The sequence below is a fragment of the Brevundimonas sp. PWP3-1b1 genome, from assembly GCF_049896065.1.
Taxonomy (GTDB): domain Bacteria; phylum Pseudomonadota; class Alphaproteobacteria; order Caulobacterales; family Caulobacteraceae; genus Brevundimonas; species Brevundimonas intermedia_B.
Genome location: NZ_JAFCTO010000001.1, coordinates 1,314,471 through 1,341,432 on the forward strand (window position 1 = coordinate 1,314,471; position 26,962 = coordinate 1,341,432).

Annotated in this window: 25 protein-coding genes; 22 read left to right on the plus strand and 3 right to left on the minus strand. The window is 66.4% G+C overall.

Annotated features, from left to right (window positions below; all coding sequences use genetic code 11):
* The first annotated feature begins 4 nt into the window (after window positions 1-4).
* Genes ACP69V_RS06415 through recO form a run of 3 tightly spaced genes read left to right on the plus strand, consistent with a single transcriptional unit; the run spans window position 5 to window position 2,508 of the window.
* Window positions 5-1,252: a serine hydrolase domain-containing protein gene (locus ACP69V_RS06415; protein WP_426023139.1), complete on the plus strand. Its 1,248-nt coding sequence runs from the start codon at window positions 5-7 to the stop codon at window positions 1,250-1,252.
* Between the two features lie 48 nt (window positions 1,253-1,300).
* Window positions 1,301-1,777 carry a nuclear transport factor 2 family protein gene (locus ACP69V_RS06420; protein WP_426023140.1) on the plus strand — a complete coding sequence of 159 codons (477 nt, stop codon included), beginning with the start codon at window positions 1,301-1,303 and terminating at the stop codon, window positions 1,775-1,777.
* Complete coding sequence (gene recO / locus ACP69V_RS06425; protein WP_426023141.1) at window positions 1,777-2,508, plus strand: DNA repair protein RecO; 732 nt, start codon at window positions 1,777-1,779, stop codon at window positions 2,506-2,508. The genes ACP69V_RS06420 and recO overlap by 1 nt, the downstream gene beginning before the upstream one ends.
* Here the strand turns inward: recO and ACP69V_RS06430 are convergent.
* Together ACP69V_RS06430 and ACP69V_RS06435 are read right to left on the minus strand one after the other, a co-directional pair.
* Window positions 2,505-4,235 carry a cytochrome c biogenesis protein DipZ gene (locus ACP69V_RS06430; RefSeq protein ID WP_426023142.1) on the minus strand — a complete coding sequence of 577 codons (1,731 nt, stop codon included), beginning with the start codon at window positions 4,233-4,235 and terminating at the stop codon, window positions 2,505-2,507. The two genes, recO and ACP69V_RS06430, sit on opposite strands and share 4 nt — an antisense overlap.
* On the minus strand, window positions 4,232-5,362 hold the full coding sequence (locus ACP69V_RS06435) for an NAD(P)H-dependent flavin oxidoreductase (RefSeq protein WP_426023143.1): 1,131 nt from the start codon (window positions 5,360-5,362) through the stop codon (window positions 4,232-4,234). Before ACP69V_RS06435 ends, ACP69V_RS06430 begins: the two co-directional genes overlap by 4 nt.
* Window positions 5,363-5,438: 76 nt before the next feature.
* Here ACP69V_RS06435 and ACP69V_RS06440 point away from each other — a divergent pair, with 76 nt between their 5' ends.
* From ACP69V_RS06440 to ACP69V_RS06490, 11 genes are all read left to right on the plus strand, one after another.
* Window positions 5,439-5,765: a hypothetical protein gene (locus ACP69V_RS06440; RefSeq protein WP_426023144.1), complete on the plus strand. Its 327-nt coding sequence runs from the start codon at window positions 5,439-5,441 to the stop codon at window positions 5,763-5,765.
* Window positions 5,766-5,815: 50 nt separating this feature from the next.
* On the plus strand, window positions 5,816-8,017 hold the full coding sequence (gene parC, locus ACP69V_RS06445) for a DNA topoisomerase IV subunit A (protein WP_426023145.1): 2,202 nt from the start codon (window positions 5,816-5,818) through the stop codon (window positions 8,015-8,017).
* 383 nt (window positions 8,018-8,400) lie between these two features.
* Window positions 8,401-9,837 carry a serine--tRNA ligase gene (serS, locus tag ACP69V_RS06450; RefSeq protein WP_426023146.1) on the plus strand — a complete coding sequence of 479 codons (1,437 nt, stop codon included), beginning with the start codon at window positions 8,401-8,403 and terminating at the stop codon, window positions 9,835-9,837.
* A 169-nt stretch (window positions 9,838-10,006) separates the two neighbouring features.
* A complete protein-coding gene (gene surE / locus ACP69V_RS06455) occupies window positions 10,007-10,801 on the plus strand; it encodes a 5'/3'-nucleotidase SurE (RefSeq protein ID WP_426023147.1) in 795 nt (264 codons plus the stop codon).
* Window positions 10,798-11,442, plus strand: a complete 645-nt coding sequence (locus ACP69V_RS06460; RefSeq protein WP_426023148.1) for a protein-L-isoaspartate(D-aspartate) O-methyltransferase — start codon at window positions 10,798-10,800, stop codon at window positions 11,440-11,442. The genes surE and ACP69V_RS06460 overlap by 4 nt, the downstream gene beginning before the upstream one ends.
* Before the next feature lie 31 nt (window positions 11,443-11,473).
* Entirely contained in the window at window positions 11,474-12,181 is a 708-nt protein-coding gene (locus ACP69V_RS06465; RefSeq protein ID WP_426023149.1) for an OmpA family protein, read from the plus strand.
* 96 nt (window positions 12,182-12,277) lie between these two features.
* Complete coding sequence (locus tag ACP69V_RS06470; RefSeq protein WP_426023150.1) at window positions 12,278-13,381, plus strand: peptidoglycan DD-metalloendopeptidase family protein; 1,104 nt, start codon at window positions 12,278-12,280, stop codon at window positions 13,379-13,381.
* A 104-nt stretch (window positions 13,382-13,485) separates the two neighbouring features.
* Entirely contained in the window at window positions 13,486-13,803 is a 318-nt protein-coding gene (gene yajC, locus ACP69V_RS06475; protein WP_426023151.1) for a preprotein translocase subunit YajC, read from the plus strand.
* Window positions 13,804-13,837: 34 nt separating this feature from the next.
* Window positions 13,838-15,430, plus strand: a complete 1,593-nt coding sequence (gene secD / locus ACP69V_RS06480) for a protein translocase subunit SecD (protein WP_426023152.1) — start codon at window positions 13,838-13,840, stop codon at window positions 15,428-15,430.
* Complete coding sequence (gene secF, locus ACP69V_RS06485) at window positions 15,430-16,419, plus strand: protein translocase subunit SecF (RefSeq protein ID WP_426023153.1); 990 nt, start codon at window positions 15,430-15,432, stop codon at window positions 16,417-16,419. The genes secD and secF overlap by 1 nt, the downstream gene beginning before the upstream one ends.
* Before the next feature lie 86 nt (window positions 16,420-16,505).
* Window positions 16,506-16,781: a hypothetical protein gene (locus ACP69V_RS06490; protein ID WP_135195465.1), complete on the plus strand. Its 276-nt coding sequence runs from the start codon at window positions 16,506-16,508 to the stop codon at window positions 16,779-16,781.
* 48 nt (window positions 16,782-16,829) lie between these two features.
* On the opposite strand, the gene ACP69V_RS06495 is transcribed toward ACP69V_RS06490, so the two are convergent.
* The gene (locus ACP69V_RS06495) at window positions 16,830-18,035 is read right to left on the minus strand and encodes a pyridoxal phosphate-dependent aminotransferase (RefSeq protein WP_426023154.1); all 1,206 of its coding nucleotides are present in this window, start codon (window positions 18,033-18,035) and stop codon (window positions 16,830-16,832) included.
* A gap of 125 nt (window positions 18,036-18,160) precedes the next feature.
* On the opposite strand from ACP69V_RS06495, the gene ACP69V_RS06500 reads away from it, so the two are divergent.
* The 8 genes from ACP69V_RS06500 (at window position 18,161) to ACP69V_RS06535 (ending at window position 26,950) form a co-directional block, all read left to right on the plus strand.
* Window positions 18,161-18,874, plus strand: coding sequence for a TVP38/TMEM64 family protein (locus tag ACP69V_RS06500; protein ID WP_426023155.1), 714 nt, complete (start codon window positions 18,161-18,163; stop codon window positions 18,872-18,874).
* A 73-nt stretch (window positions 18,875-18,947) separates the two neighbouring features.
* Window positions 18,948-19,403: a hemerythrin domain-containing protein gene (locus ACP69V_RS06505; protein ID WP_426023156.1), complete on the plus strand. Its 456-nt coding sequence runs from the start codon at window positions 18,948-18,950 to the stop codon at window positions 19,401-19,403.
* A 209-nt stretch (window positions 19,404-19,612) separates the two neighbouring features.
* Window positions 19,613-20,653 carry a rod shape-determining protein gene (locus ACP69V_RS06510; protein WP_112861881.1) on the plus strand — a complete coding sequence of 347 codons (1,041 nt, stop codon included), beginning with the start codon at window positions 19,613-19,615 and terminating at the stop codon, window positions 20,651-20,653.
* 151 nt (window positions 20,654-20,804) lie between these two features.
* Window positions 20,805-21,944, plus strand: coding sequence for a rod shape-determining protein MreC (gene mreC / locus ACP69V_RS06515; RefSeq protein ID WP_426023157.1), 1,140 nt, complete (start codon window positions 20,805-20,807; stop codon window positions 21,942-21,944).
* Window positions 21,941-22,459 (plus strand): hypothetical protein, encoded by a 519-nt coding sequence (locus ACP69V_RS06520; RefSeq protein ID WP_426023158.1) that lies wholly within the window; start codon window positions 21,941-21,943, stop codon window positions 22,457-22,459. The genes mreC and ACP69V_RS06520 overlap by 4 nt, the downstream gene beginning before the upstream one ends.
* Entirely contained in the window at window positions 22,456-24,486 is a 2,031-nt protein-coding gene (gene mrdA, locus ACP69V_RS06525) for a penicillin-binding protein 2 (protein ID WP_426023159.1), read from the plus strand. Before ACP69V_RS06520 ends, mrdA begins: the two co-directional genes overlap by 4 nt.
* Window positions 24,483-25,637 (plus strand): rod shape-determining protein RodA, encoded by a 1,155-nt coding sequence (gene rodA / locus ACP69V_RS06530; RefSeq protein WP_346495348.1) that lies wholly within the window; start codon window positions 24,483-24,485, stop codon window positions 25,635-25,637. Before mrdA ends, rodA begins: the two co-directional genes overlap by 4 nt.
* Before the next feature lie 131 nt (window positions 25,638-25,768).
* Entirely contained in the window at window positions 25,769-26,950 is a 1,182-nt protein-coding gene (locus tag ACP69V_RS06535) for an acyl-CoA dehydrogenase family protein (RefSeq protein ID WP_426023160.1), read from the plus strand.
* Window positions 26,951-26,962: the final 12 nt, after the last annotated feature.

Below are 26,962 nucleotides of genomic sequence, written 5' to 3' on the forward strand. Positions count from 1 at the left end.
TCCTGTGTTTGATGTACCGCGTACCGCCGGGGGCCATCCCCGGCTCGTTCTGGGCGTCCTTGGGGCGCTGATCCTCGGCGGCGCGGTCTGGGGCGGCATCGCCACGGCCGTACCACCCAAGACCGATGCAGCCTTGGTGACAGAGCGGGCCGATGCGCCGCCGCGTCCGCCCCTGGTCGTGGTTCAGGATTTGCCGCAACTGGCGGCGCGGATGGATCGCGAGGCGGCGGCAGGTCGGTTCATGGGGGCGGTTCTGGTGGCCAAGGGCGACCAGGTGCTGTTCCGCCAGGTCTATGGCAAGGCCAACTACGAACAGGACCGGGCGCTGGCGCTGGATTCCCGCTTCCGTCTGGCCTCGATCTCGAAACAGTTCACGGCGACGGCGATCCTGAAGCTTCAGGACGAGGGCAAGCTGAACGTCTCCGACCTTGTCTGCAAATGGATACAGCCCTGTCCGCCGGCCTGGGCGTCGGTGCGGATCAGCCATCTGCTGTCGCACACCTCGGGCATTCCCGACCTGATGGCGCGGCCGGGTTGGGGCATGCGCCGCACGACCCCGGCGACGCTGAACGAACTGACCGAGGACTCGAAGCAGTTCGGCCTGCAGTTCGAGCCGGGAACGAAGGTTCGCTACGACAATGCGGCGTTCAACCTGGCCGCCGCCATCGTCGAAAAGGCCAGCGGTCAGCCCTACGAAGCCTATATGCGTGACGCCTTCTTCAAGCCCCTTGGGATGAAGGACAGCGGGCTTGATCTGGACGGCGGAGACCACGACGTCATTATGGGCTACGCCAACTTCCCAGGCGGCCTGACGGCCCAGCCGAACGCCAATACCTCCATCGTTGCGGGGGCGGGTGCGGTCTATTCGACGTTGGACGACCTGCTGGTCTGGCAAAGGGCGCTGCATCGCGGCGCGCTGCTGAAGCCGGGCAGTTACCAGCAGATGCTGGCCGACCATGCGCCGACGGACACCAAGCCGAACGAGCGCAGCCATCCGCGTCGGGACTGGGGCTTCGGCATCTTCTCGAACCGTCTGGGCGATCAGGTCCGGCCCAGTTTCCAGGACCGCCAGATCTATCACACCGGCAGCTGGGGCGGGTTCCGCAACCTGATGCTGTATCAGCCCGACGCCGATGTGACGGTGATCGTGCTGTCCAACAACTATCATCTGCGCGACCAGGTCTTCCTGATCAGCCAGCAGGCGATGGCCGAGGCCCTGGGACGCGAGTTTCCGACGACGCTGGCGCGCTGAGGCATCCGCCTGGTTTCCCAATGGGGAGAACAGGACTAGAACAGGCGCATGATCGCCCTTATCGCCGCCCTCGCCCTGTCCGCGTCTCCGATGCAGGCTTCGGATGACCCCGCCGTCGCCGCAGGCGTCGTTCTGGACCGGATGCATGAGGCCGCGTCGCGCGCTGACGGCGACGCCTATTTCGACCTGTTCACCGCCGACGCCCGGTTCATCGGCACGGATGCGACCGAGCGCTGGTCGCTGGCCGAGTTTCGCGCCTATGCGACGCCGTTCTTCTCGCGCGGCAAGGGCTGGACCTATCGACCGCATGACCGGGTGGCGACCCTGGCGCCGGGCGACTGCCGCTGCATCGTCTGGTTCGACGAACTGCTCGACAACGACGCCTATGGGCTGACGCGGGGTTCCGGCGTGCTGCGCCTGACCGAAGAGGGCTGGAAGATCGAGCAATATGTCCTCAGCTTCACGGTGCCGAACGACAAGGCCAAGGGCGTGGTCGGACTGATCGCCGAAGGTTCGGCCGACTGATGGACTTTCACGAAGAGGCGTTCGTCCTGTCGGCGCGCAGCCATGGCGACACCGGCGCCGTGGTCGACCTGTTGACCGAGAACCACGGCCGGCGCTCGGCCTATGTCGCGGGCGGCGCGTCGCGCAAGATGAAGCCGTTCCTGCAAGCCGGTGCGCGGGTCGTGGCGGATTATCGCGCGCGGACCTCGGACCATCTAGGCGCCGCGCGGCTGGAGCCGGTGGGCGAGGGGCCCAGCGCCCTGTTCGACGACGCCCTGGCGCTGACCGGGCTAGCGGCGGCGGCCGGCGTGGCGCAAGGCGCCTTGCCCGAGCGCGAACCGCATCCCGGTGTCTTTCTGGCCTTCGAGGCGCTGATGGCGGCCTTCGCCCTGCCGGATGTTTGGCCCGCCATTTTCGTGCGGTTCGAGGCGGGGTTGCTGGAAGACCTGGGCTTTGGCCTCGATCTGTCCAAATGCGCGGCGACGGGCACGGCCGACGACCTGATCTACGTCAGCCCCCGCACCGGCCGGGCGGTCAGCCGCGACGCCGGCGCGCCCTATGCCGACAAGATGCTGACCCTGCCTCCCTTCATGCTGGGCGCACAGGCGGGGTTGATCGAGGGCGACGTGAAGGCGGGATTCGACCTGACCGGGCATTTCCTCGAACAGTTTGTGTTCCACCCGCAGAACAAGCCCATGCCGGCCGCGCGCGTCTGGATGCTGGACAAGCTGGCTGACGCCGGCCGCCTTTAGCCGAAGGTGAAGGCGAAGACCTGGACGCCGGGATCCAGGAACTCGATCTCGAATGTCCGTTCGCGCACCGCGCCCGTCTGGCGAACCAGTTGATAAAGCCGCTCGCCGTCGATGCGGCCCATGCCTTGGGCGTCGATGTCGCTGCCCGCATTCGGGCCGGGCGCTGCGCCATCAATAAGGACGCGGAAGCGCGGCTGTTCGCCGGTCTTGCTCGGACCCATCACCAGGTGCAGGTCGCGCGCCTTGAAGCGGAAGGCGACACGCCCTCCAGCAGTCTGAAGGTCGGCGTGTTCGCGGGTGACCCTCCAGCGGCCGGACAGGGTCCAGCCGTTCAGTTGCAGCGGCGCGGCGACGTAGTCCTTGATGACATCATTGGCCAGGCCGCCGGGAGAACGGAAGTTCTCGGCGCGGGCATAGCCGACATAGGTTTCCGGCGATTCGACCTGGGCCATGTCGGCGGCGGCCTCTGCACCCTGGGCCTGAACGTCGACCACGTCGCGGGCGACGTCAGCCGCGCCGGCCTCTTTTAAAAGCTGCTGGATGACGCGTTCGGAGCCGTCGTAGTCGCCCTCGCCGAAGTGGTGGTGACGAATCTGGCCCTTGGCGTCGATGAAGTAGTGGGCGGGCCAGTACTGGTTCTTGAACGCACGCCAGATGGCGAACTCGTTGTCCATGGCGACCGGATAGGTGATGCCCAGCCGCTGAATGTTCTGCCGGACGTTGGCTTCGGATTTTTCGAAAGCGAACTCTGGCGTGTGGACGCCGATCACCACCAGACCCTGATCCTTGTACTTCTCAGCCCAGGCGCGGACGTAGGGGATGGAGCGGATGCAGTTGATGCAGGAGTAGGTCCAGAAATCGACCACCACCACCTTGCCGCGCAGTTGCTCCGTCGTCAGGGGCGGCGTGTTGATCCAGGTCGTCGCGCCGGTCAGTGGCGGCATCATGCCCTCGACCGGCAGGTTGGCGAGGTCAGTCGGGGCTTCGTTCGTCGGCATGCCGCGCCCGACACTGCCCAGCAGCGCCTGTTCGATCCGGCTGGTGCTCGCTGCCGAGATGCGGGTCAGCAAGCCCGTATCGGCGCCCAGGCCGATGATGACCACGCCGATCAGGACCAGCACGCCCAGCCCGCGCCGGACCCATTCGCCGACGCCCAGCGCACCCTTCATGGCCTTGAACACACGACCGCCGACCAGCAGGGCCAGGCCCAGGGAGGTCGCTGCACCTGCCGCATAGGCCAGCAGCAACACCGTCGTGCCGACGCCTGCCCCCTGAAGCGCAGCGCCCGTCAGGATCACGCCCAGGATCGGCCCGGCGCACGGCGCCCACAGCAGACCCGTCGCGACGCCGAGCAGCAGAGAGGCCCGCACCTCGCCCTGATCCCCACTGTGACGTTCCGCACGGTCCGTCAGCCAGGAACCGGCGGCAACGAACGGCCGCATCAGGCGGTCGCCCAAGGCGGGGAACAACAGGCTGAGGCCCAGCAGGGCCATAACGGACAGGGCGATCCACCGTCCGACCTCGTTGGCGCGCACCGCCCAGCCTCCACCCAGCGCCGCAAGGGTCGCCACGCCCGCGAATGTCACCGCCATGCCGACCAGCAGAGGAAAGCCGTTGCGCAGGAAGGGGCGACCGGCGCGGGCGAAGACGAACGGCAGGACGGGCAGAATGCAGGGGCTGACGATGGTCAGGACGCCGGCGAGGTAGGACAGCAGGAACAGGATCATGGAGCGGCCTGACGGGGAGGGTGGTTCTTCCCTACGTTCGAACCGACGGGCCGGTTGGTTTCATCGCCACGGAAAATGTTCGCGGCGCGACCGATTTCCTCGGCCAGGGTCCGCACGAGCTGATCCGCCGGCATGACGCGGGCCAGCGGCGCGCCCTGTCCGGCCCATTGGGCGGCGTAGCCATCGTCGCCGGCGGCCTTGGCCGCTGTGTTCAGCGCCTTGCCGATGTCGTAGGCGCGGGGATAGGCGGCGACAGCGTCGGGTTCGGCCTGGCGCATGAAGGCGTTCTCCATCCCTCTGGCGGGCCGACCGGACAGTACGGCGGAGACGCGGGTCCGCTGGGCCTCCTGACCCGCCATCGCCCGTCGATAGGCACCGTCGGCTGCGGATTCGGGGCAGGCCACGAAGGCCGTGCCCATCTGCACCCCGGCCGCGCCCAGCGTCATTGCCGCCAAAATGCCTGCGCCGTCCATGATGCCGCCTGCCGCAATGACGGGAATGGTCAGCCGGCTGGCCAGCAGTCGGGTCAACGGCAGGGTTGCGAAACTCAGGTCGTCGGCGGGGTCGAACACGCCGCGATGGCCTCCGGCCTCCCAGCCCTGGGCCACGACCATGTCGATCCCCGCGTCCTGGACGGCTTGCCCCTCGGCCGGCGAGGTGGCGGTCGCAAGCAGGAGAATGTCAGCGGCCTTCAGCGCGGCGATCTGCTTCGGCTGCGGCAGGCCGAAATGAAAACTGACCACGGCCGGGCGTTCGTCCAGCAGGACCTCCAACTGAGGGTCGTCGTCGCGGAAGCTGGGATAGATGTCGCGCAACTGCTCCGGCGGCTGCGCATCGAACGGCGCGAACAGGGGGCGCAGGCGGTTTATCCACGCCTGGTCCCCAGCCAGATCCGGCGCAGCGGTGGCATGACAGAAGACGTTGACGTTCAACGGTCGGTCGGTGAGAGCGCGCGTCGCCTGAATCTGACGCCGGGCTTCCTCGGCGTCCACAGCCCCGATGGCGATGGAGCCGAGCGCGCCGGCGTTGGAGACGGCGGCGGCCAGCGCAGGCGTCGAGGTTCCCGCCATCGGCGCCTGGATGATCGGATAGTCCAGGCCGATGGCTTCCGTCAGTCGGCTGTTCACGATCCGCTCCTTGGTCGCCTTTGCAGTTAGGCGCCGTCGGCTTGTCACGAAAGGGGAGCGCCCATAACCTCGCGGCATGCTTTGGGCCGACATCATCGCCGTTCTCGCCTGGTGCGCCATCCTGGCGCTCGCCTTGAGATACCGGAAACGGAGCGCAGCGGATGTGCGCTGGCCGATGCAATGGGGTTTTGACGGCAAGCCCGTTTGGTATGCGAAGCGGGATTTGGCGGTTTTCTTCCACCCGGTGTTTTTCGGCTTCCTGCTAGCGTGCTTCGCGGCCCGTGTCGCAACCACAGAGGCGCCGCAGGACTGGATTGCGATCCGTATCATGACCGCCGGCGTCTTTGTGCTGAGCTGCTGGCTGCACCTTCGCTTCGCCTCACGCCAACTATCCCCGACTTAGGCGCAGCTTCGGGCTAGACTTCCGGCTCCCGTTCCTCGATTCGCTGGCCCATGACGATCCATGCCCCGCCGCCGGAAGGCGGCCGTATCATCGACGAGCCGATGGAGACGGCCCTTAGCCGCCGCTATCTGGCCTACGCCCTGTCGACCATCACCAACCGCGCCCTGCCGGACGTGCGCGACGGGTTCAAGCCCGTGCACCGGCGCATCCTGTACGCCATGCACCAGATGCGGCTGAACCCGCAGGCGGCGGCGCGCAAATGCGCCAAGGTCGTCGGCGAGGTCATGGGCGGATACCACCCGCACGGCGACGCCTCGATCTATGAGGCCCTGGTGCGCCTGGCCCAGGACTTCGCCCAACGCTATCCGCTGGTCGACGGTCAAGGGAACTTCGGCAACATCGACGGCGATAGCGCCGCAGCCATGCGCTACACCGAGTGCAAGCTGACGCCGGCCGCCGTGCTGCTGCTGGAAGGCATCGACCAGGACTCGGTCGATTTCCGCGCCACCTACGACGATCAGGACGAGGAGCCGATCGTCCTGCCGGCCGGTTTCCCCAATCTGCTGGCCAACGGCTCGTCCGGCATCGCCGTGGGCATGGCGACCTCGATCCCGCCGCACAATGTCGGCGAGCTGATCGACGCCTGCCAAATGCTTCTGGAGCGGCCAGAGACGACGACGGCCGAACTGGTTCAGCTTGTGCCCGGACCGGACTTCCCGACCGGCGGCGTGGCTGTCGAAGGCCATGCCTCCATCCTGGACGCTTATGAGACGGGCCGGGGCGGGGTGCGTCTGCGCGCGCGTTGGGAGACCGAGGACCTGGGCCGCGGCGTGTGGCGGATCATCGTGACCGAGATGCCTTACCAGGTGCAGAAGTCGCGCCTGATCGAGGCGCTGGCGGACCTGATCGAGCACAAGAAGGCGCCGCTGCTAGGCGATGTGCGCGACGAGTCGGCCGAGGACATTCGCCTGATCCTGGAACCCAAGAACCGCACCATCGAGCCTGAAATGCTGATGGAAAGTCTGTTCAAACTGTCCGATCTGGAGGTCCGCTTCCCGATCAACATGAACGTTCTGGACGCTACCGGCACGCCGCGCGTCATGGGGCTGAAGGAGTGTCTGCGCGCCTTCCTGGATCACCGTCGCGTGGTGCTGAACCGGCGTTCGCAATGGCGGATCGAGCGGGTCGAGAAGCGGCTTCACCTGCTGGAAGGCCTGCGCATCGTCTTCCTCAACCTGGACGAGGTGATCCGCATCGTCCGCGAGGAGGAGCAGCCCAAGGCGGTGCTGATCGCCCGCTTCGGCCTGACGGAAGCCCAGTCCGACTATATTCTCGACACCCGTCTGCGTCAGTTGGCGCGAATCGAGGAAATGGCGATCGAGAAGGAATTCAATGCGCTGTCGGAAGAACTTGCGCACCTGCAAGCACTGACGTCGGCGGAAGGCAAACAGTGGAAGGCCGTGTCCAAGGAGCTGGAGGCGGTGCGCAAGGCGCTGATCTCACCGCGCCGAACGACCATCGCCGAGGCCGTCGACAGCTCGGCCTTCGTCGCGCCCGAGGCCTTCATCCCGCGCGAAGCGATCACCGTCATCCTGTCGGAACGCGGCTGGATCCGCGCCGCCAAGGGAAAGGTCGAGGATCCGTCGGAGCTGAAGTTCAAGGAAGGCGACCAACTGGCCTACCTCGTGCCGGCCTATACGACCGACAAGTTGCTGGTAGCGGCGTCGGACGGACGCATTTTCACCATCGGGGCCGACAAGCTGGCGTCCGGTCGCGGGCACGGCGAGCCGCTGCGCCTGATGATAGACCTGGACGAGAAGGCCGAGATCATCAACGTCCTGGCGCACCAGCCGGGCGGCAAGCTGCTGATCGCGTCGAAGGCTGGCTACGGCTTCATCGCCCCGGAAGACGAGACCCTGGCCCAGAAGCGGGGCGGCAAACAGGTGCTGAACGGCGATCTGCTGGCCGTTCTGCGCGTGACCGGAGATCACGTCGCGACGATAGGCGAGAACATCAAGACTCTGATCTTCCCTCTGGCCGAACTGCCCGAGATGGGACGCGGCAAGGGCGTGCGCCTGCAGAACTTCAAACAAGGCGGCCTGGCCGACGTGACCGTGTTCAACGCCGAACAGGGGCCGGAGTGGGCAGACGGCGGCGGACGCCGTCGCAACTGGCCCGACTGGAAGGACTGGCTGGGTAAGCGCGCCGGCGCCGGCCGTCAGGGACCGCGGGGCTTGAGGAAGTTCAGGTAGGCGGCCGAGAGGTCGATTAACACCGCCGCCGCACGATCACCGCGCGGGTCGCACGAACCGTCACGCGCATTCTTTTACGTTCGAGTTCGCCTGACCGTAGATCCTCGGCACAAGGCGGAGGAGCTTCGAGAGCCCGTCCACCGCTTCGCGAGCGGCGCCGAAAGCGATGCATCCGTCGCACGGTTTCGGATCCAACTCTGCGACAGGTTCGCGCTTACGCGCGCCGCGGGATTCCCCGATCTTGCTCCGCTCGCCGGAGAACGACGAACAGAGGAGGCATCGTTTCATCGTCGAGAGACGATGCATCTGCCTTCCCGCGTTGCCCGACACCGCGTGGGCGGGTAGAGCGTTCGGCTTGTCCCGCCCAGCCGAAGTTTCAGACCATGCACGACATCAGAGCCATTCGCGAGAACCCCCAGGTTTACGTGGCGGGCTGGTCGTCGCGCGGGGTGGACGAGGCGGACGGGCTGGTGGCGGACATCCTGCGCCTGGACGGCGAACTGCGTCATGCCCAGACGACGGGGCAGGACGCCCTGGCCAAGCGCAATGCCGCCTCCAAGCTGATCGGCGCCGCCATGGGCAAGAAGGACATGGCCGAGGCCGACCGGCTGAAGGCCGAGGTCGAGGCGCTGAAGGGCGACATCGCGGCGGCGGCCGAGGTCGAGGCGCGCGCCGGCAAAGAACTGCGTGACCTGCTGGCGGGGTTGAAGAACCTGGCGGCCGAGGATGTGCCGGACGGCGAGGACGAGGCGGGCAATGTCGAGGTTTCGCGCTGGGGTACGCCCCGCGAAGGCGGCCCGGCTAAGGATCACGCCGACCTGGGCGAGGCCCTGGGGATGCTGGACTTCGAGGCGGCGGCGAAGATGTCGGGCGCCCGTTTCGCGGTGCTGAAGGGGCAGCTGGCGCGCTTGGAACGGGCCGTGGGGCAGTTCATGCTGGACCTGCAGACGGTCCAGCATGGGTATCTGGAAGTGAACCCGCCGCTGCTGGTGCGGGAACACGCAATGTTCGGCACGGGACAGCTCCCTAAGTTCAAGGAGGATTTGTTTTTTGCGTCTTCTACAATGCCTTGGGGCGGCGATTGGGAAGGCTCGGGGCAACAGCCGAAGGGCATAATGCTAACGCCCGATGCTAGCCTTACCTGGGATGAAGAAGCCGACACGATCTCGCTGTCTGCGGAACATACTGAGATAATCGACGAAGTTCGCTACCTCATCCCCACCGCCGAAGTCTCCCTGACCAATCTCGTGCGCGAGACCATCCTGTCCGAGGACGACCTGGCCACGCCGATGCGGATGACGGCGCTGACGCCCTGCTTCCGCGCTGAAGCCGGGTCGGCGGGGCGGGATACGCGCGGGCTGATCCGCCAGCACCAGTTCTCCAAGGTCGAGATGGTGTCGATCGCGCGGCCGGAAGACTCCAACGCCGAGCACGAGCGGATGACGGCCTGCGCCGAGGCGGTGCTGAAGGCGCTGGAACTGCCGTTCCGGCGGATGCTGCTGTGCAAGGGCGACATGGGCTTTTCGGCCCAGAAGACTTTCGACCTGGAGGTCTGGCTGCCCAGCCAGGGGACCTATCGCGAGATCAGCAGCTGCTCGAACTGCGGGGACTTCCAGGCGCGGCGCATGGATGCGCGGTTCAAGCGGGCCGGCGAGAAGAAGACCGAGTTCGTCCATACGCTGAACGGTTCGGGCCTAGCGGTTGGCCGGACGTTGGTGGCGATCATGGAGAACTATCAGCAGGAGGACGGGCGGATCGCGGTGCCGACGGTGTTGCAGCCGTATATGGGTGGGTTGCGGTTCGTGGGAACGGCGAAGTGAGCCGTCCTTCACCTCTCCGCGCGCGGAGGCGCGTGGGGAGGACAGACCGCGCAGCGGTCAGGCGGGGGCGACCGGGTGTCGAACGTCGGGCGCCCAGTCGCCCCCTCCTGGTCGTCGCGATGCGCCGACCTGTCCTCCCCGTTCGCCTGCGCGAACAGGGAGGTGACGCATGAGAATCCTCCTGACCAACGACGACGGGATCGAGGCGGAGGGCCTTGAATGTCTTGAACGAATCGCGCGCACCCTGAGCGACGACGTATGGGTGTGCGCGCCCGCCGTCGAGCAGTCGGGCAAGGGGCGGGGGATCACCCTGACCGAGCCGCTGCGGGTGATGAAGCTGGGCGAGAAGCGGTTTGCGGTGACGGGGACGCCGACCGACTGTGTCGTGCTGGCGGTCAACGACCTGATGCCGGAGAAGCCCGATCTGGTGCTGTCGGGCGTGAACCGGGGGCACAATATCGGCGAGGACGTCAGCTATTCCGGCACGGTGGCGGGGGCGCTGCAGGGGATGGCGTTCGGCATCCGCTCCATCGCTCTGAGCCAGAGCCTGGAGCGGTTCCACGACGAGGTGGTGGCGCACTGGGAGACGGCCGAGGCCTTCGCGCCGGCGATCATCAGCCGCCTGCTGGACCAGAAATGGGCGGACGGGGTGGTGATGAACCTGAACTTCCCCAACCGTCCGCCGGAAGCCGTCGATCAGGTCGAGGTGACGACCCAGGGCTTCCGCAATGTGGGCGAGATGCATGCGGTGCGGCGCGTCGACCTGCGCGGGCGCGACTATTATTGGATGAGCTTCCGCGGCGAGAAGCAGGAGCATGCCGAGGGCACGGACCTGCGCGCCATCGAGGAAGGGCGGATCTCGGTTACGCCGCTGCATATCGACCTGACGCACATGACCAGCGTGCATGACTTGAAGAAAGTACTGGGCGGGGCCCCGCCTAAGACTGTGGTGACGGCTGCATGAATCTGCACGACGACCGGGCCGGGAGGCTGATCCTGTCGCTGAGGCAGCAGGGGGTGACGGACCCGCGCGTGCTGAAGGCGATGGAGAGCATCGACCGGGCGGTCTTCGTGCACGAGAAGTTTCTGGATCAGGCGTGGGAGGATCAGGCCCTGCCGATCGACTGCGCCCAGACCATCAGCCAGCCCTATATCGTCGGCCTGATGACCCAGGCCCTGGAGGTGCAGCCGCGCCACCGGGTGCTGGAGATCGGCACCGGCAGCGGCTACCAGTGCGCGGTGCTGAGCCGGCTGGCGCGCTATGTCTATTCTGTGGAGCGATATCGCAGCCTGCTGGTCGAGGCCGAGGCGAAACTGCGCACGCTTCAGATCGACAATGTCATCACCAAGCACGGCGACGGCGGCCTGGGCTGGGCCGAACAGGCGCCGTTCGACCGGATCATGGTCACGGCCGCGTCGCCGACCGAGCCGACCGAACTGCTGAAACAGCTGAAGCCGAACGGGGTGTTGGTCGCGCCGGTGGGACGGACCTCGGTGCAGATGCTGCACCGCTACGTCGGTCAGGGCGACGGGTCGTTCCATCGCGAGAGCCTGACGGAGGTTCGGTTCGTGCCCTTGGTCGAGGGGACGGCGAAGGAGGGGTGACAGCCGTGGGTTGAGCCTGCATGGTTCGCCGATGGTCCGCTCATCGCTCGCCGCCGCCATCTTTCTGTTTTCAGCGACGACTGTCGGGGCGCAGACATGGCCGGTTTGTTTCGAGGACGGAGCCATACTTACGCCGGAAGGATATCGTGCCCTTCGAGAAGCGCGTGAAGCCTACGAGCAGGGGCCTGCATGGGCTTCGACGGTTACGCTCTATGCGCAACCCGGTTACGATGAAGCTGATCCAGCCGCGAAAGAACGCCTGACTGTCGTCCATCTGGAAGTCATTCACGCTGGCTTCTCGCCCGCGATTGAAATCCTGAAACCCTATGAAAGCGCGGAGCCACACTGTGTTTCGATATCTGTCAGACGGCTTGAAGCCGGCCGGCCGCCGTCTTTGAGAACATGGCACTACTATCCCGTTTTCTTCGATAGCGGCAGTGCTGTGGTTGACCCAAAGGCGATGTCGGCTTTGAGGGTCTACGCCGCGACCTACCAGCCTGGAATGCGGGTCGTATTGCATGGCTTTACTGACACGGCAGGATCGCCGGAGGTCAATCTGGCGCTGAGCCGGCGTAGGATCGACGCTGTCACGGACGCCTTCATTCGATTGGGCGTTCATGCTCGGGACGTCGAGACGACGGCGTATGGCGAGACAAATCTCATGAGACCGACTGCCGACGGCGTATCCTATTGGATGAACCGCAGGGTGGGGATCGATATGCGGATGCAGCCCCGTTAACCTTCGCGCCCCAATTCCGCGACGATTGCGGGGTTGGCTTATGGGGCGCGAGCGGGCACACCGGGCGGGCGAGTTTAACCATGTGAGGAGCAGCCGGTGGCGGTGATTTCGGGCTGGATGAGAGCGGTTCTGGTGGCGGGGGCGTCGCTGAGCACGGCGGCCTGCATCAGCTATCCGTCCGAGCCGCGCTATTCGACGCATGCGAATCCGGCGCCGGCTCAAGGACAGGGCGCCTATCCGCAGCAGCCGGCCTATCCGAACGGTCAGCAGAACCAGCCCTATCGCCCCGCCCCTTATGAGTCGCCGCCGCCCGCGACGGCGCCCATCGGCCAAGTGGAGGGCGGGGCCTTGCCGCCGACCGTCAGCGTGGTGCCGAGCCAGCCGGCCTATCAGCCGCCGACCGCTCAACAGCCCGACCACACGCCGGCGCCCTATCCGTCGTCGTCCGCGCCGGTTCGTCCGGGCGCTGCCTATGTGATCCAGCCGGGTGACACCATCTCGGGCGTCGGACGACGGTTCCAGACGCCGGTGCAAACGCTGATCGACCTGAACGGTCTGGGTCCGCGCGGGGCCATCACGACGGGCCAGCGAATCATCCTGCCGGAAGCGGCGGTGGACACCGGCAACGATCCCTATGCCACCGGACCCTCGCCTGTCGGGGTGCTGGTGCCGAACAATGGCGTGATCCCGCCGCCGCCGCCGCCGCCTTCGGGCAATGCGGCCCTGCCGGTGCAGACGCGACCCGCAACCCAGCCCTTCACTTCCGGGGCCGCCCAGGCGCCGGCTGCCCAAGGGCCGGTCGCGGCCGGACAGCCGAACCTGCTGTGGCCCGTGCGGGGCGACATCGTGCGACGGTTCGGTCCGGTCGGGATGGGCGAGCGCAATAACGGCGTGAACATCGGCGCATCTGCGGGCGCGGCGGTCAGCGCGTCGGCCGCCGGGCGCGTGGCCTATGTCGGCGACGATCTGGTGGGGCAGGGGCTGACGGTGCTGATCGTCCACGCCAACGGCTGGCGCACGGTCTATGGCCATCTGGGCTCGGCCACGGTGAAGGACGGCGACGACGTGCGGGCGGGGCAACAGATCGGCACCGTGGGTCTGACGGCCGGCGACGGACGTCCGTCGATTCACTTCGAGACCCGCCAGATGCGCGGCGACGACCCTGTGGCGGTCGATCCGCTGACGGTATTGCCGCGCTGATCGATTTAGTCGCGTTGCAATCCGCGAGGCGCGGCCCTAGGTTCCGCGCCTCGTTTTAATGGGGCGCCGACGAGGGCTGCCCCTTCTATGTTCGGAGACTACCCATGGGCGGAGCGGCTGACGGCGGCTTGATGGCGCAACTGATCGGCTTCGCGCCGATCATCGGCATCTTCATCCTGTTCTACTTCCTGCTGATCCGTCCGCAGCAGAAGCGCGCCAAGGAACATGCGATCGCCATCGGCGCCGTCAAGCGCGGCGACACCGTCGTCCTGGGCAGCGGCATGATCGGCAAGGTCACGCGCGTCGAAGAGGCCGAGGTCAATGTCGAGATCGCGCCCAGCGTCAACGTGCGCGTGGTCAAGTCGATGATCGCCGAGGTGCGCAACCGCACCGCCATCGCCGCCAACGATTCCAAGGCCTGATACGCTCGCGTATCGCTGAACCGAGACCGCCCTCATGATTCAGCTGTCGCGCTGGAAAGTCATACTCGTCGTCGCTGCGGCCGTCTTCGGTTGCCTGTTCGCATTCCCGAACGTGCTGTCGGATGCCCAACGCGAGGCGCTGCCGGGCTTCGTGCCCAAGAACAAGCTGAACCTGGGGCTGGATCTTCAGGGCGGGTCGTATCTGCTGCTGGAAGTCGACGTGCCGGCGATGCGCGAGAAGCGCATCACCAACCTGATCGAAGACGTTCGGGTCACGCTGAACGGCGCAGGCATCGCCACCAACGGCTTCCAGCGTGAAGCCGGCGGCGTGGTCGTCACTCTGGCCAATCCGGCCCAGAACGATGCGGCGTTTACGGCGCTGCAGCAGCTGGCCGGTCAAGCCGGGGCGGGCGGTCAGGTCGAACGCGCAGCGACGCGCCTGGGCAACAACCGCATCCGCTTCGCCTACACCGACGCCGCGCTGAACGGTATGGGCGCGACGGCCGTGGATCAGTCGATCGAGGTGGTGCGCCGCCGGATCGACAGCCTGGGCACGCGCGAACCCTCCATCACCCGTCAGGGCGCCGACCGCATTGTGGTGCAGGCGCCGGGCGAGAGCGATCCGACCAAGCTGGAAGAAGTCATCGGCCAGACGGCCCAGCTGACGTTCCAGATGGTGGATGTCGAAAACTCGGTCACCGAGGCCGTCGCCGGACGTGTGCCGCCGGATTCCGAACTGCTGGTCGGCGAGGACGGCACGCCGTATCTGGTCAAGAAGCGCGTCCTGGTGTCAGGCGAAAATCTGACCCGAGCAGGCGTCGGTTCGGACCAGAGCGGCCGCCCGGCCATCGATTTCCGCTTCGACGGGGCCGGCGCACGCCGGTTCGGCGAAGCGACCGCCGCCAACCTTCAGAAGCCCTTCGCCATCATCCTGGACGGCAAGGTCATCTCGGCCCCGACGATCCAGAGCGCGATCACCAGCGGCTCGGGCCAGATCACCGGCACCTTCTCCATTCAGGAAGCGGCGACCCTGGTGAACCTGCTGAACGGCGGGGCCCTGCCGGCGCCGCTGAACGTCGAGGAACGTCGGACCGTGACGGCCGAGCTGGGCGCCGATGCGGTGCAGGCCGGCGCCTTGTCGACGGCTGTGGGCTTCGGCATCATCGTGCTGTTCATGATCCTGGCCTACGGCTTCCTGTTCGGGGGCGTGTCGGTCATCGGCCTGGTGCTGAACGGGGTGCTGATCGTTGCGGCCATGTCGCTGACCCAGGCCACCCTGACATTGCCGGGGATCGCCGGTCTGATCCTGACCTTCGCTGTGGCCGTGGACGCCAATGTGCTGATCTATGAGCGGATGCGCGACGAAGCCCGGTCGGGCCGCAGCGTGATCGCCAGCATGGACGCCGGGTTCAACAAGGCCTGGGGCACGATCCTGGACGCCAACGTCACCACCCTGGTGGCGGCGGGGATCATGTTCATCTTCGGCGCCGGTCCGGTGCGTGGCTTCGCCTGGACGCTGAGCATCGGCGTCTTCACCTCGGTGTTCTCGTCGGTTCTGGTGGCCCAGGTGCTGCTGGCCTACTGGCTCAAGACCGCCAAGCCCAAAAAACTGCCGATCGCGGAGTGATGGCGATGCGTGGATGGCCCTTCATCAAACTGCTGCCGCAGAAGACGAACTTTCATTTCGTCAAATACGCCCGAGCCGCAGGCGTACTGTCGGTGGTTCTGTGCGTCGCCTCGATCATCGCCTGCTTCTATCCGGGCCTGAACATGGGCATCGACTTCCGGGGCGGCGCCTCGATGGAGGTGTCCAAGCCGGCCGGTCAGGTGATCGAACTGGATCGCGTGCGCGAGGCCGTGAACGGCCTGAACCTGGGCGACGTCCAGGTTCAGGGCATCGCGCGGCGCGACACCAATGCGGATGACGGCTCGACCGCCATTCTGCGCTTCCAGGTGCCGGAAGGCCGCGACCAGACCCAGGTGGTCAATCAGGTCGAGAGCACGATCAGCCAGACCGTCGGCGCGGTCCAGTATTCGGGCGTCAGCGTCGTCGGCTCCAAGGTGTCGGGTGAACTGTTCACCTCGGGCCTGCTGGCGCTCGCCGTCGCGATCGGCCTGATGTTCCTCTACATCTGGTTCCGGTTCGAGCCACAGTTCGGCTTCGGCGCCGTGATCGGCCTGCTGCACGACGTGATCCTGACGTTCGGGCTGATCGTGCTGTTCAAGCTGGAGTTCAGCCTGAACATGGTCGCCGCGATCCTGACCGTCATCGGCTATTCGATGAACGACACCGTGGTGGTGTTCGACCGTCTTCGCGAGAACCTGCGCAAATATAAGACCATGCCGCTACACGAGGTCATCGACCTGTCGCTGAACGAGACCCTGTCGCGAACCATCATCACCGGCGTGACCGCCGTCATGGTGCTGGCGGCCCTGGCCGTTTTCGGCGGCGAGGCCCTGTTCGGCTTCTCCATCGCCCTGATGTTCGGCATCATCATCGGCACCTATTCGTCGATCTATGTCGGTGCGCCGATCATCCTGCTGTGGGGCGTCAAGCGCGGCACGCTGGCCGACGACGCCAAGCCGATCAAGCTGGGCATGGCCAGCCGGCCGTAGGTCGGGCGTCATCGAAGAAAATCAGGCCGCCCTTGCATCGCTTGGGCGGCCTTTTCCTTGGGCGGCGTCCATGCAAGGCTGGGCTTATGAAAGCTCTCGCCATCACCGTCACCGCCATCGCCCTGACCGGCGCCCTGTCCGCCTGCACCGACAGCAAGCGTGCGCGCAACGACGCCACCTGGGGCGACAAGCCGGCGGACATCACCTGCTGGACCTATGGGGTGGAGAACTTCAAGGGCCGCTCGACCGGCAAGGTCGAATACGACGACGGCGGCCGGATCTCGTTCGTGGATGCGGCGAACAATCGCTACACGACCATCGATGGCGATTGCCGCGTCGTCTATACGCAGCCGAGCACCTGACGGCCGCGTACAACGGAGGGCGGAGGCCGAAGCCCCCGCCCATGGTCGTCAGCGCAGCAAGGCGGCGAAGCGCTGGATGCGGGTGCAGGCTTCTTCCAGCACAGCGTCCGAGGTTGCGTAGCTGATGCGGAAATAGGGCGACAGGCCGAAGGCTTCGCCCTGGACCACGGCGACGCCCTCGGCGTTCAGCAGTTCGGCGGCGAAGGTGGAATCACCGTCGATGACCACGCCGCTGTCCGTGGTCTTGCCGATCAGACCGGCGATGGACGGATAGACGTAGAAGGCGCCTTCGGGCGTCGCGCAGGTGATGCCGGTGGCCTGGTTCAGCATCGAGACGACCAGATCGCGGCGTTTCTCGAAGGCGGCCTTGCGCTCGGGGATGAAGTCCTGGGTTCCGTTCAGGGCCTCGACGGCCGCCCACTGGCTGATGCTGGCGGGGTTTGAGGTGGTCTGGCTGGCCACCTTGCGCATCAGGTCGATCAGCGGCTTGGGTCCGCCGGCGTAGCCGATGCGCCAGCCGGTCATGGCATAGGCCTTCGAGACGCCGTTGACCGTCAGTGTACGGTCGATCAGGTCCGGGGCCACCTGGGCGATGGTGGTGTATTCGAAGTCCCCATAGACGAGGTGCTCATACATGTCGTCCGTCAGCACCCAGACATGCGGATGGCGACGCAGCACCTCGGCCAGGGCTTCCAGCTCGGCGCGCGTATAGGCGGCGCCCGTGGGGTTGGACGGGCTGTTCAGGATCAGCCACTTGGTGCTGGGCGTGATCGCCGCCTCCAGCACGGCGGGTAGAAGCTTGAAGCCGTCCTTCTCCTCGCCGACCACCGTGACCGGTTCGCCGCCGGCCAGCAGCACCATGTCGGGATAGGAGACCCAGTAGGGGGCGGGCACGATGACCTCGTCGCCGGGGTTCAGGGTGGCGACCAGGGCGTTGAAGATGACGGGCTTGCCGCCCGGCGCGATGTGGATGTTCGCCGCCGTATAGTCCAGGCCGTTCTCGCGCTTGAACTTGGCGACGATGGCGGCCTTCAGCTCGGGCATGCCGTCGGCGTCGGTGTATTTGGTCTCGCCGCGGTGGATCGCGTCAATGGCGGCCTGTTTGATGTTCTCGGGGGTGTCAAAGTCCGGCTCTCCGGCGCCCAGGCCGATCACGTCGCGACCTTCGGCTTTAAGCTTTCGCGCCTGGGCGGTCACGGCGATGGTGGCCGAAGGCTTGACGCGGGCGAGGGCGGAAGATTGCAGGCTGGACATGACTATCCCGTGGGTTTTGGAAGATTCTTGCCTGGGGAGGGCGGGGTTGTTTACGCGCGGTCGCGGCGCGGGACAATGCGCTGAAGCTCGCCAATGCGCGGGCGGGGTGTTAAGCGGCGCCTCTGATGCGCTGGATCATCGATTTCCTGTCGAACATGGAGGCGCGTCGCTGGCGCGCCGTGCTGGCGACGGCCCTGTTGCTGGGCGCGATGATCGCCCTGTTCGCCGTGGGCAAGAGCCAGCTGGGGCTGGAGGCCGAGGGACGGCTGGAGGACTGGCTGGTCGGGTTCCGTCAGGGGCCGTGGGGCCTTGCCGCCGCCATCGTGGTGTTCACGCTCGCCGCCTTCTTCGCCGCGCCGCAGTTCATCCTGATCGCCGCCTGCGTCGTGGCGTTCGGGCCCTGGTTCGGATTTCTGTACAGCTGGATCGCGACCGTCGTTTCGGCGGGCGTGACCTATTGGCTGGGGCGGGGACCGACGGCGCGGCTGCTGGAGCGGCATGGGGGGCGCACCGTGGGGCGGCTGACCCGGTTCGTGGGCAAGAACGGCTTCTACGCCAGCTTCATGATCCGCAATGTGCCGTCCGCGCCCTTCATCGTCGTCAACATGGCGTTCGGCGCCGCGCGGACGTCGTTTCCGGCGTTCCTGGCCGGGTGCGCGCTTGGGGTGCTGCCCAAGACAGCGCTGGTGGCCTTCTTTGGTGGATCCTTCATGACGGCGGTCAGCGGCGACGGAATCTGGACCTCGGCCATCTTGGCGGGAGTGGCTCTGGCTTGGCTGATCCTGATGCTGGTGGTGCGCGAACTGGTGAAGCGGCGCGAGATCGCGCGCGGCGAGTGAGGGGATACGCCTAGTCGCGCCTTTATAAGTGGTTCATCCAAGGGTTGCATGATGCCGGTTGGGAGGTATCGAGATGAACATCAAGATACTCAAGGCGCAGCACCGCTTGATAATTCGCCTAGCCAGCGCGCTTGGCGGCTTGGCCGAGGCCCTGAAGACGCCGGAAGACGTTTTGCGGGCGCGAGAGCTTATGACCGCATTGAATGCGGCCTTGATCGAACACCTCGCAATCGAGGACGGTGAACTCTACCCCGTGCTGATGAAGGCGGATGACGCGTCGGTTCGTCAGCTGGCGGAGCATTATGTCGATGACATGGGCGCGATCAGCGGCGCCTGGGCGCATTATTTCGGCGAGTGGTCGCAGGCCCGCATCCTGTCGGATCGAGGCCGGTTCGCTGTGGCGACCAAGGGGCTGATCGGCGCTCTGGCGCACCGGGTCGAGCGCGAGGACGATACCCTTTATCCGGCGATGGAGGCGGCGGACGCGCGATCGGCGGCATTGCGGGACGAGGACTCCGGTTCGGTCTGAGCCCTGCATCCACATCAGATGCGAACCCCATATGACGAGACCGTCATCAGGGCTTGTAATCCCGGTTTCATACAGGCACACCCGCCGCTAGTAGGCGTGGCGAATACGATCAGGAACTGCCCGGCGTGGGGATGTCAGGGCAGTTGGGGCGTCGCCAGGTCGACTGAGATAACCAGACGCCCTGCCAGCTAACAACGGTATCGATTCCCATGAGTTTTTCCCTTTTCGGCGCGATCTCGAATGACATCGCGATGGACCTGGGCACCGCCAACACCCTGATTTACATGAAGGGCAAGGGCATCGTCCTGAACGAGCCGTCGGTCGTGGCGCTGAGAAATGTCGGCGGCCGCAAGGTCGTGCACGCCGTGGGCATAGAGGCCAAGCAGATGCTGGGCCGCACCCCGGGCCACATGGAGGCGATCCGCCCCATGCGCGACGGCGTCATCGCCGACTTCGAAGTCGCCGAAGAGATGATCAAGCACTTCATCCGCAAGGTTCATAACCGCAAGGGCTTCGTGAACCCGAAGATCATCGTCTGCGTGCCGTCCGGCGCCACGGCGGTCGAGCGCCGCGCGATCAACGACAGCTGCCTGAACGCCTCGGCCCGCCGCGTGGGTCTGATCGACGAGCCGATGGCCGCCGCGATCGGCGCCGGCCTGCCGATCCACGAGCCGACCGGTTCGATGGTCGTCGACATCGGCGGCGGCACGACGGAAGTCGCCGTCCTGTCTCTGTCCGGCATCGTCTATTCGCGTTCGGTCCGCGTCGGCGGCGACAAGATGGACGACAGCATCATCAGCTACATGCGTCGCAACCATAACCTTCTGATCGGCGAAACGACCGCCGAACGCATCAAGAAGGACATCGGCACCGCCCGCATCCCGGCCGACGGCGAAGGCCTGTCGATCGAGGTCAAGGGTCGCGACCTGATGCAGGGCGTGCCGCGCGAAGTCCGTATCTCGGAACGCCAGGCCGCCGAAGCTTTGGCCGAGCCGGTCACGCAGATCATCGAGGCCGTGAAGGTCGCGCTGGAAGCCACGCCTCCGGAACTGGCCGCAGACATCGCCGACAAGGGCATCATGCTGACGGGCGGCGGGGCTCTGTTGCGCGGCCTGGATGTCGAAATTCGCGACCACACCGGACTGCCGGTCTCGGTCGCTGACGATCCGCTGTCGTGCGTCGCCATCGGTTGTGGCCGCGTTCTGGAACACCCGCGCTGGATGAAGGGCATCCTCGACTCCGCGCTCTGATCCTCATCGTTGCGGCCAAGTGAGAGCTTGGCCGCGAATCCCTGTCAGGCCTGCGTGATCACGGTTCCATTCCGGCCTTGATCCTGCGATAGGCAGGCATAGCGGCAGGGGGCGTCCTGCCGATTCCAACCCTTTGAGTGGAAGGTCGCCCGTGGCGTTTCGCGACGGCCCTTTTGAAAACATCAAGGTGCCGCTGGCGTGGACCGCTGCGGTAGTCGTTGTCGTGGCCATCATCGGGGCGGTCGTCCTGTTGCTGGGCGATCGGACGACGCCCGAGGGCGGATCCAGCATGGGCGCCGCGCGCGGCGGATTCGAAGCGGCGGCGGGGCCGGTGGGCGGCGTGTTCGCCGCGCCGGTGCGTTGGGCCGGCGCGGCCAGAGACTATGTCGGCGGCTATTTCTTTGCGATCGGCGAGAACCGCCGCCTGAAGGCCGAGATCGCCGAACTGCGCGGCTGGCGCGATGAAGCAATCGCACAGAAGAACATCAATGGTCGGTACGAAGCCTTGCTTGGGCTGCGCACCGAGCCGGCGGTCGCCATGGCGACGGGGCGGGCGATCTCGGACGCGCGTGGACCGTTCAATCGCGCCAAGCTGATCGACGTCGGCTCGGCCAAGGGCGTGCGCATCGGCAATCCGGTCGTCACCGAACACGGCCTGGTCGGTCGCATATCCGGTGTCACCAGCGGCGTCAGTCGCGTGGTCCTGCTGACCGACGTGGCCTCACGCACCCCGGTCATGATCGAGCGGACCGATGCGCGCGCCATGCTGACCGGCGACGGCGGCGACAGTCCCCGGCTGGAGTTCATTCGCGGCGCCGGTTCGATCCAGGCGGGCGACCGGATCCTGAGTTCGGGCGACGGCGGCGGTCTGCCGCGCGGTCTGCCGGTCGGGGTGGCGGCCAAGGGCGTCGATGGCGCCTGGCGCGTCAAACTGTTCAGCGATCACGGCGCGGTGGACTATGTCCGTGTGCTGCTGTTCCAGACCTTCGGCCAACTGGTCAGCCCGGACGCCCTGAATGCGCCGCCTCTGGCGGGGCTGGCCACGGCGCCTGAGCCGAACGCCGCCGAGGCCGGGGCGATTCGCGACGCCGCCGCACGCCGTCAGACGGCGCAGCAGGCCCAGGCGGAGCGCGCTCGCGCCGCTGCGATTGCCCCGGTCACGCCTACGGCCGGGCCTTCGACGACGCCAAACGCCGCACGGCCGGCTCCGAGACCCGCCGTTGCGACGCCGCCGCCTGCGCCAGTCGCGACTCCGACGGCCCCGACGGATGCTCCGGGGGGCGCGGCGTGAGACGGCCGGTCGCGGTCCGCGTCGTCGGGCCTCTGCAGTGGATCGTCTATCCGGCCCTGGTCGTCCTCGCCGCCACCGTCGTCTTGGGGACGCCGATCCAGATGTTCGGCCTGCATCTGCCCGAGCCGGTGATCCCGATGATCCTGGCCTTCGCCTGGCCGCTGATTCGTCCATCGATGACGGCGCCGGCGGTTCTGTTTCTGGTCGGGCTTTTCCTCGACCTGTTCTGGAATGCGCCTCTCGGTCTTTGGGCGCTGTGCCTGATGGCGGTCTATGGGACCGTGCTGTTGTCGCGTAACCTGCTGGCGGGCCATGAGGGACTTATTCGGTTCGGCGCCTATGCCGCCTGCACCCTGGGCGCCTTTTTGTTGGCCTATCTTGTGGTGACGATGCGGGCGGCGAATGCGCCGGCTCTGCTGCCGCTGATAGGTCAGGTCGTGCCGACGCTGCTGCTGTTTCCGATCGCCAACTGGATGTTGGAGCGGTTCGACGACGGGGATATTCGGTTCAGATGAGCGGCGAACCCTCCATCTTCTTTGCGGACGTGAACGAGCGTCAGGGGTCGTTCCTGCGGCGCACCTTCGTGCTGGGCGGGGTCTCGGCGCTGGGCATCACGGCCCTGATCGGGCGGCTGGGTCAGCTTCAGGTCGTGCAGGCCCAGGAGTATGCGACCCTGTCGTCGCAGAACCAGTTCAACTTCCGCATGGTCCCGCCGCCGCGCGGCCTGATCAAGGACCGCAACGGCGTGGTCATCGCCGGCAACCGCCCCAGCTTCAGGGTGCTGGTCGTGCGCGACGAGACCAAGGATCTGGATCAGACGCTGGACCTGCTGGGGCGGTTGCTGCCCGATACGCTGGAGCGCCGGCGCGCCATCATCCGCGACGTCAATGCGGCGTCCAAGTTCAATCCCGTGCCGGTCAAGAGCGACCTGACCTGGGAAGAGTTCGCCAAGGTCAATCAGTACGCCAACGAACTGCCGGGCGTGATGGTCGACATGAACGAGGCGCGTTACTATCCGTTCGGCGGATCGTTCGCCCACGTCATCGGCTATGTGGCCAAGGTGTCGGACAGGGACGTCAAGGCGATCCGCGACAAGGGCGAGCAGCCGCCGGCTCTGTTGTTCAACCCGAGCTTCCGCATCGGCCGGCAAGGCGTCGAAAAGGCGCTGGATCTGTCGTTGCGCGGCGAACCGGGAGGCAACCGGGTCGAGGTCGATGCGCGCGGACGCGTGGTCGCCGAGGACATCGGCGGCTCGCGGCCCGCCGTGCCGGGCAAGGAGGTCGTCCTGACGCTGGACGCCGACGTGCAGAACCGGGCGCTGGAGGTGTTCGGCGACGAGTCCGGGGCCTGCGTGGTCATGGATGTACGCAACGGCGATATCCTGTGCATGATGTCTGCGCCGTCGTTCGATCCCAACCTGTTCGTCGGCGGGGTGCCGACAAAGACCTATCGCGCGCTGGCGGACTATGAGCGCAAGCCATTGCTCGACAAGACGCTGAACGGCACCTTCCCGCCGGGATCGACCTTCAAGCCGACGACGGCGCTGGCCCTGCTGGAGGCGGGCGTCGATCCGAACCTGACGGTGTTCTGCTCGGGTTCGTATCGCACCGGCAACCGGACGCAGCGCTGCTGGGGCCGGCACGGCACCCAGAACATGCACGACGCGATCAAGAACTCCTGCGACGTCTATTTCTACGCCATGTGCAACCGCGCGGGCGTCGACAATATCCGCAAGGCCGGCCTGGCGCTGGGCTTTGAACATGAGTTCGACATCGGCGTGGGGAACCAGCGCAAGGGCCTGTTGCCGTCCACGGAATGGAAGGCGCGGACCTTCCCGCGTGATCCGGTCTGGCATCCGGGCGAGACGACGTCGGTCGCCATCGGGCAGGGGGCCATCACCGTCAACGCCCTGCAGCTGGCGGTCATGACCTCGCGCCTGGCGAACGGCAAGAAGCAGCTGCAGCCGCGTCTGATCAAATCGATCGGCGGGGTCGAACAGCCCAGCGGGGCAGAGGCGCCCGATCTGCCGTTCCAGCCCGCTCACGTCGAATATGTGCGTCAAGGCATGATCGCCGTGGCCAACGACCGCTCCGGCACGGCCTATCGTCAGAGCCAGCTGGGCCTGGGCGACATTCAGATGGCGGGCAAGACCGGCACGGCCCAGGTCCGCAACTATGGCACCGGCTCACGCAAGAGCGAGATCTGGGCGCTGAAGGACCACAACCTGTTCGTCGCCTTCGCGCCAGTCGATGCGCCGAGATACGCCGTCGCCATCATCGTCGAACACGGCGGCAAGGGCGGAGCGACCGCAGGCGCGCCGCGCGCACGCGAAGTGATGCGGACCGTTCTGCTCAAGGACCCCGACATGCGCGCTCGGATCGAACGGCCGCTGCCGCCCGAGCCGACCGGCGCCGCCATCGTCGAGGACGGCGTGGTCGGCGCCGCGCCTGAGCCGGATGTGGTCGCGACGCCTCAAGCGCCCCGACCTGCGCCCACGACGACCAGCGGCCCGCGCCCCTATCTGTCCGAGCCGCGCCGTTGACCGCATCGGCCCTATCACGTCCCGGCGAGCGCGAACGCGTCTCGACCAAGATCGGCCAGATCGACTGGCGGCTGACGGCGCTTCTTTGTGTCGTGTCCGGCACCGGCGCCCTGATGCTCTATTCGGTTGCGGGCGGGTCATGGTCGCCGTGGGCGGCGAAGCATCTGATCCGGTTCGGCATGTGTCTGGCGCTGATGTTGATGCTGTCGATGATCAACATCCGCTACTGGTTCGCCCTGGCCTATCCCATCTATGGCATGGCGCTGTTTCTGCTGGCGCTGGTCGAGACGCCGCTGGGCTATCACGCCCTGGGGGCGACGCGCTGGCTGGACTTGGGCTTCACCCGCATCCAGCCGTCGGAGATCATGAAAATCGGCGTCGTGCTGGCCCTGGCGCGCTGGTATCACGGCGCCTCGGCCAAGGAGGCGAGTTTCCACTGGAAGCTGATCTTCCCGGTCGGAATCATCGGCCTGCCGTTCCTGCTGGTCGCGCACCAGCCGGACCTGGGATCGGCCATGCTGATCGGCATGACGGGGGCGGCGATGATGTTCGTCGCCGGACTGAGCTGGCGGATCATCCTGCCGCTGATCCTCGCTGCAGTCGTGCTGGTCCCGCCCTATGTCATGTTCGGCATGCACGACTATCAGCGCCACCGGGTCCTGACCTTCCTGAACCCCGAAGCCGACATGTCGGACAAGGGCTATCAGATCGTGCAGTCCAAGATCGCCATGGGCTCGGGCGGACCGCTGGGGCGCGGGTTCGGCCTGGGCAGCCAGAGCCAGCTGGAGTTCCTGCCCGAGCGCCAGACCGACTTCATCTTCGCCGCCTTCGCCGAGGAGTTCGGCTTTATCGGCACCTTCACCCTGCTGGCCAGTTATGCGGCCATCATCCTGATCTCGCTGAGGATCGCCTCACTGTCGCATAGTCACTTCGGGCGATTGGCGGCGTCGGGGGTGACGGCGACGTTCGCGCTATATGTGCTGATCAACGGGGCGATGGTGATGGGGCTGGCGCCCGTGGTGGGCGTGCCGATGCCGCTGCTGTCCTATGGCGGCACCGTGATGCTGACGGTGATGATCGGGTTCGGCCTGGTGATGGCGACGCGGGTCCACCGATACGCCGAACTGCCCAAGGGTCACGGGCTGATCTGACGTTACGTCAGCTAAGTGATCGGCATTCAGGTTTCGCTTCCTAAGGTGGCGATTTCGCGGATAAGCTCTCTTCCAACGATGTGTCGCATGGGCTCCGGCCGGTCAGCGACGCACGCCATGGGAGACGATGGATGACCGATCTGGAGCGATTCCGCGCCGAGACGCGCGCCTGGCTGGAGGCGAACTGCCCGGCCGAATGTCGCGGGCCGATGGCCGACGACGAGATGATCTGGGGCGGGCGCGACGCCACGTTCAAGACGCCGGCGCACAGGCTGTGGCTGGAGCGGATGGGCGCGCGCGGCTGGACCGCGCCGGAGTGGCCGGCGGAATACGGCGGCGGGGGGCTGAGCCGCGAGGAGGCCAAGGTGCTGGCCTCCGAACTGCGGCGCATCAAGGCGCAACCGGCCCTGGCCAGTTTCGGCGTCTGGATGCTGGGCCCGGCGCTGCTGGCCTTCGGGACCGAAGAACAGAAGAAGCGTTTCCTGCCCGAGATCGTGCGCGGCGAGATCCGCTGGTGTCAGGGCTATTCCGAACCGGGCGCAGGGTCGGACCTGGCCGCGATCCAGACGAAAGCCGAAGACAAGGGCGACCACTGGATCGTCAACGGCCAGAAAATCTGGACCTCCTATGCGGACAAGGCCGACTGGATATTCTGCCTGGTGCGGACGGACCCCGAGGCGCCCAAACATCTGGGCATCAGTTTCGTGCTGTTCGATATGAAGACCCCGGGCGTGACGACGCGGCCCATCACCCTGATCAGCGGCAAGTCGCCCTTCTGCGAGACCTTCTTCGACGATGTGCGGGTGGAAAAGGAGAACCTGGTCGGGACGCTGAACCGGGGCTGGGATGTGGCAAAATATCTGTTGGCGCATGAGCGGACGATGATCGGCGCCATGGGCGAGGTCGGCGGCGGGCGGCCCGTGGGGCAGGTGGCGCTGGACGCCATCGGCGCGGACGAGGCCGGACGGCTGGATGAGCCGATGCTGCGCGCCCGGATCGCGGATCTGGAAATCGACGCCGCCGCCTTCCGCCTGGCGATGGAGCGGGTCGGGGATCAGGTGAAGGCCAAACAGGCGCACCCGGCCATCGCCTCCATGCTGAAATACTATGGGTCGGAGCTGAACAAGCGGCGGCACGAACTGCTGATGGCGGCCGGCGGGGCCGATGCGTTGGAATGGGAAGGCGAACGGTCGCATGACGGCAAGACGGCCCGTGACTGGCTGCGGACCAAGGCCAACTCCATCGAGGGCGGCACCAGCGAGGTTCAACTGAACATCATCGCCAAACACCTGTTGCAACTGCCGGGCGCCTAGAGCCCCTCCGTC

Coding starts and splice junctions, on each gene's coding strand:
- mrdA (WP_426023159.1), top strand. CDS start 22,456: ATGAGCGGCGAACCCTCCATCTTCTTTGCGGACGTGAACGAGCGTCAG.
- ACP69V_RS06440 (WP_426023144.1), top strand. CDS start 5,439: ATGCTTTGGGCCGACATCATCGCCGTTCTCGCCTGGTGCGCCATCCTG.
- ACP69V_RS06505 (WP_426023156.1), top strand. CDS start 18,948: ATGAACATCAAGATACTCAAGGCGCAGCACCGCTTGATAATTCGCCTA.
- secF (WP_426023153.1), top strand. CDS start 15,430: ATGGCGATGCGTGGATGGCCCTTCATCAAACTGCTGCCGCAGAAGACG.
- ACP69V_RS06535 (WP_426023160.1), top strand. CDS start 25,769: ATGACCGATCTGGAGCGATTCCGCGCCGAGACGCGCGCCTGGCTGGAG.
- ACP69V_RS06465 (WP_426023149.1), top strand. CDS start 11,474: ATGGTCCGCTCATCGCTCGCCGCCGCCATCTTTCTGTTTTCAGCGACG.
- ACP69V_RS06430 (WP_426023142.1), bottom strand. CDS start 4,235: ATGATCCTGTTCCTGCTGTCCTACCTCGCCGGCGTCCTGACCATCGTC.
- ACP69V_RS06460 (WP_426023148.1), top strand. CDS start 10,798: ATGAATCTGCACGACGACCGGGCCGGGAGGCTGATCCTGTCGCTGAGG.
- ACP69V_RS06495 (WP_426023154.1), bottom strand. CDS start 18,035: ATGTCCAGCCTGCAATCTTCCGCCCTCGCCCGCGTCAAGCCTTCGGCC.
- yajC (WP_426023151.1), top strand. CDS start 13,486: ATGGGCGGAGCGGCTGACGGCGGCTTGATGGCGCAACTGATCGGCTTC.
- ACP69V_RS06510 (WP_112861881.1), top strand. CDS start 19,613: ATGAGTTTTTCCCTTTTCGGCGCGATCTCGAATGACATCGCGATGGAC.
- serS (WP_426023146.1), top strand. CDS start 8,401: ATGCACGACATCAGAGCCATTCGCGAGAACCCCCAGGTTTACGTGGCG.
- ACP69V_RS06420 (WP_426023140.1), top strand. CDS start 1,301: ATGATCGCCCTTATCGCCGCCCTCGCCCTGTCCGCGTCTCCGATGCAG.
- ACP69V_RS06500 (WP_426023155.1), top strand. CDS start 18,161: ATGCGCTGGATCATCGATTTCCTGTCGAACATGGAGGCGCGTCGCTGG.
- ACP69V_RS06490 (WP_135195465.1), top strand. CDS start 16,506: ATGAAAGCTCTCGCCATCACCGTCACCGCCATCGCCCTGACCGGCGCC.
- recO (WP_426023141.1), top strand. CDS start 1,777: ATGGACTTTCACGAAGAGGCGTTCGTCCTGTCGGCGCGCAGCCATGGC.
- parC (WP_426023145.1), top strand. CDS start 5,816: ATGACGATCCATGCCCCGCCGCCGGAAGGCGGCCGTATCATCGACGAG.
- secD (WP_426023152.1), top strand. CDS start 13,838: ATGATTCAGCTGTCGCGCTGGAAAGTCATACTCGTCGTCGCTGCGGCC.
- surE (WP_426023147.1), top strand. CDS start 10,007: ATGAGAATCCTCCTGACCAACGACGACGGGATCGAGGCGGAGGGCCTT.